The organism is Variovorax sp. P1_H2, assembly GCF_056405295.1.
On sequence record NZ_JBFUCJ010000221.1, the window covers coordinates 1 to 4,323 of the forward strand.

The 4,323-nt window shown below is 74.0% G+C and carries 2 pseudogenes; both read left to right on the forward strand.

Features of this window, described 5'->3' with window-relative positions:
• Positions 1-3,823 (forward strand): annotated as a pseudogene (locus AC1D2E_RS34855) (hypothetical protein); the annotation flags it as partial.
• Positions 3,820-4,323, forward strand: a pseudogene (locus AC1D2E_RS34860) (hypothetical protein); the annotation flags it as partial. The pseudogenes AC1D2E_RS34855 and AC1D2E_RS34860, both read left to right, overlap by 4 nt.

A 4,323-nucleotide genomic window follows, 5' to 3' on the forward strand; every position in this document is an offset into this window, starting at 1 on the left:
TGCCGGTGCCGCGGGCGCGGCTGCCGGTTCCGGCGCTGCGGGTGCCGCGGGGGGTTCCGCCGGCGCCGCCGCCTCGGGCCGCCCGGGCGGCAAGGGAGGCCGCGGTGCCCGTGGCGCACACGGCGGTCCGCTCACCGCCGATCCGCCGCGGCGCGACACCGCGCCGCCACCCGAAACGCATGCGGGCGAGATCGAGACCGGCGATCTCGTGCTGATCGACATCGAACTGGCCGAGCACCAGCGCTGGGCCGGCGCGCTGGGCCGCGTGGGAGAGGTGGCCTCGATCCAGCGCGCCGAGTTCATCGCCGAATCGGTCGGCGGCGGATTCATCGAAGGCGTGGCATCGGGCGCGTCGATGGGATTGGCCATCGGCCTCGTCTCGCGCGCGGTGCCGGTGCTGGGGCCGATCATCGGCGGCGGCATGGCGCTGCACGGCCTGCTCACACGCGACTGGGACGCCACCGCCTCGACCATCGGCAAGTTCGGCGAAGGCGGCGACACCTACGAAGTGCTGGCCAACAGCCTGGCCTCGGTGAGCGCGGTGATCGACGTGGTGTCGCAGATCCTCGGCGTGATCAACGGCATCGTCGGCGTGGTGCAGGCGGTGGCGATCGGGGTGGCGGCCGGTGCCGGCGTGCTGGCCTTCTTCACCTTCGGCGCGACGGCGGGCATCGCGATCGCGGCCGGCGAACTGGCGGTGACCTGCGAGGAGATCAGCGCGGCCATCAATGTCGTCACGATGGTGCTCGACGGCGTGAACTCGGCGCTGCTGAATCCCTGCATCACGCTCTTCCGCGCGCTGCATTCGTTCACCACGCAGGCCGATCCGCGCGAGGTGGAGGCGGGCGGGCGCGATCTGTCTTCGGCCGCTGCCGCCTCGGGCGCAGCGCTGGGTTCGTGGGTGGGCGGCAAGGCGGCGCACATCGGTGCACGTCCGCCGCCGCCGGCCGACGACGGCGCGCCGACCCGGCCGTTGCCGCCTCGGGAATCGCCGCCGGCCGCGTCGGGCGATGGGCCGCAGGTGCATTTCGAGCAGCCGCCCGCGAGCGCCGCGCCGGGGCGTATCGCAACGGAAGGGCCGGCGCGGCCGAGCGTCGCAGACGTCGAGGCATCGCCCGGTCTGCGCGTGGGTGACGAGGGTGTCGCGTGGGCGGCGCCGCAGCAACTGGAACTGCCCGGCGTCCCCGGCACGCCGCCGCCGCGCGGACCCCGTCAGCCGCAACGCGCCGACGAAATCGCACCGCCCGACGCCCACAGCGCCTGGCTGCGGCGGCTGCGGGCGGAAGCCGAAGGCGGCACCGCACCCACCGCGCCCGGCAGCGGTCCCTACAACGTGGCGCGGCACCACGTGCCGGGGCGAGACACCGCGCGGCCGGGAACACCGGCCCCCGATCTCTATCAGGCTTCGCCGCGCACCCCGGGCGAGCAGTCGCATCACATCGAGCAACAGGCCTTTTTGCGACGGGCGGTCGCGGGCTACGAAGGTCCGGAGGACGTCACCGTCAACATGCCGGTGGGAGAACACCGGTCGCTGCGAGGTCCGCAAGCGCAACAGGAAGCCAATCCGGGCGCGCTGATGCGCGCGCTGGGCACGCCAGCTTCGCTGGAGGAGGCCGTCTCCATCGCGAGCCATGGCCAGCGCACGCCGCCGCAGCCGGGACAGCCGCCTGCGATGGTGCCCGAGGCGGTCGCGGGGCAGACGGCGATGGAGCATGCCGGCTATCTGTTCGGCCTGAGTCCGCTGGTCGCGCCCGAAAGTGCGCCGGGCTCGCCGGCGTACAGCCACGGCACGGCGCCGCGGCCCCTGGCTGCCGATGTGGCGGCGCCCTTCGGCAGGCCGATGGCCGAGACGGACATCGACTGGGCCCGAACCTTCAATCAACCCGATCCGCACCATCTGGCCGCGCCACCCGGCACCCAGCTGCAACTGCCGGGCATGGTGCATCCGGCGGCGCGGCCCGCCGTGCAGCAGCCGGAGCAGGTGTCCCTGCCGGGCTTCGACCGGCCGCCGCCGAACCCCAACCAGTTGCCGCTGAATCTGGAGGCGCCCGCGCGCACATCGCCCGACGTGCCGCTGCGTGTGGGCGAAGCCAGCACGCGAAGCCGCGAGCCGCTGACTGGCGCGCAGTTCCAGGAGAAGGTCGAGATGGCGGTCGGCATTGGCATGCCGCGCGAGAACATCCACCAGGGGCAGGGCGACACCTCCTTCCACCCCGGTTACGACGCGCTGGTGATCGGACCCGATGTGAACCCGCTGCCGGTGGCAGAGCGGCCGGCGGGTCTCGCCAATCCCGCCAATGCCGCGTTGGAGGCACGCGCCGTGATCGGCCACGAAGTCATCGGCCACCGCGAGGCTGCGCTTGGCGGCCAGACGCGCGACGAGGTGTGGCACGAGGAGCTGCAGGCCAGTGCGCGCGCGGCTTTGCACACGCCAGGGCTGTCGCGCGAGCAGTCATGGCTGCTGTTGCAGGACGCCGCCGCGCGCCGCCGCTTCCAGCAGCGCGAAGGGGAGATCTTCATCGATGTCGAGCGCTATGGACCCGGTGCGCCGCAGCAGCCAGCGGCGCCGCGTGGAGGAGGGCGTGCCGACACGGGCGGCGAGCCTTCGGTGATCGTGGACTGGAACGCGCTCGGCATGGCACCGCCTGCGGCCAGCGCGGGGCAGGCCCGCGTCGCGCCCGCCGAGACAACGACACAAGCGCCCGCGGCCGCGCGCGCGTCGCCCGCGATCACCGGCGACTGGGCCACGGCCGCCCGCGAGGCGCGCACCGCGACGGCCGGCGCACCGGTGGGCGGTCCGCAGCCCGGACCCGGCGAGCCGACCCTCGGCACGCGCGCGCATCAGGTCGGCGCGCTGTTCCTGCCGCAGCTCTTCGGCGGCGGCGGCGAGGCGCCGACCTATGCGCAGCAGCAGGCTGCGCACCGCGAGATGTTCACCGCGGACAACCAGCCCGCCGAAGGCGTGGAGCGCATCAACCCGCACTACACGCCGCCGCCCGCCACGCCGGCGGAGATCGTCGCGATCCAGAACCAGATCCTCAACATGCTGGCCGTACGCGCCCGCGCCGAGCGCGAGGCCGAGCACCAGGGGGACCGCGTGCAGTCATTGCAGGCGAATCGCGCGCCCATCGCGGGCACCATGGCCGATACGCGGCGCGGGCTGACCGCGGTGGCGGCGCACCAGGCTGCGGTCGCACGGCGCGATGCCGCCAACCAGGACCAGCAGCGCCGCCAGCAGGAAGCGGCGGGCCTGGTCGCCGGCTATCCGAGCCGTGCTACCGGCCTCGCGGCGCTCAGCGTGCCGCTCGCTGCGTGGGAAGGCTTCACCAGCATCGCATCGGAATTGCCCGGCGATGCCGGCGACAAGATGGCTCAGATGAACAAGGAAGCGCAGGAAATGCAGGCCGCCTTCGACAAGATGGGCGCGCGCATGCTCGGCGTGGACACCGAGCAGCCTGCACGACAGGGCGAGTTGCTGAGCGACGGCCGGCGGCTGGACGCGACCGGCGAACAGGCGCAGAGCTCCGACCAGCGCCTGCACACCGCCGACGAAGGCGCCACCGGCCTGCGCGATGCGAACGAGGCCACGCTGGCCGAGGCGCGCCGCCGCCGCGATGCCGCGACCGCGCGCGGCGCATCGCTGCAGGACGCGGCGGACGAGCGGCAGCAGCATGTGGCGTCGCTCGCCGCACAATTGAGCGCATGGGCCGTGCAGCATCGCAACGAGCGGGCCGTCGCGATCGAGGCCACCGCGCGGCGGCTCGAAGGCGAAGGCAAGATCGTCACGCAGCGCCCACCGGAACAGGAGCAGGGGCAAGCATGAGTTCCACCGTCGAGATCTCACTGCGCAACGTCGGTGCGGCCCGTGCGGGCGGCGATGCACCGGCGCTGGCCGAGGCACTGCTGCGCCATGCCGATGCGCTCGTGCGCGAAGGGCGCATGGCCGATGCGGTGGCGGCGATCGACGAGGCGGCCGCGATTCATCGCGCGCGCGCTGCCGTGCGCGACGAGGCGCGTTGCCTGCGGCTGGGCGCGACGGCGCGGCGTCTGCTCGGTCGGCTGGACGATGCGGCGGCCGCGGCGCGGGCCGCGCTGGCGCTCGCCGCGCAGCATCCCGGGGAGCAGGCCGCCGCGCAGTCGGAGCTTGGCGAGATCGAACTCGCGCGGGGTGACGCAGCCGGCGCGACGCGCGCCTTCGATGCCGCCATCGCCATCGAACCCGATACCTCGCCCGCGCTCTGGCGGGGCCGCGCGAAGGCGCATGCGCTGGCGGCGCGCTTCGAGGCTGCGGCTGCCGACCTGTCCACTGCCGCGCGGCTCGAC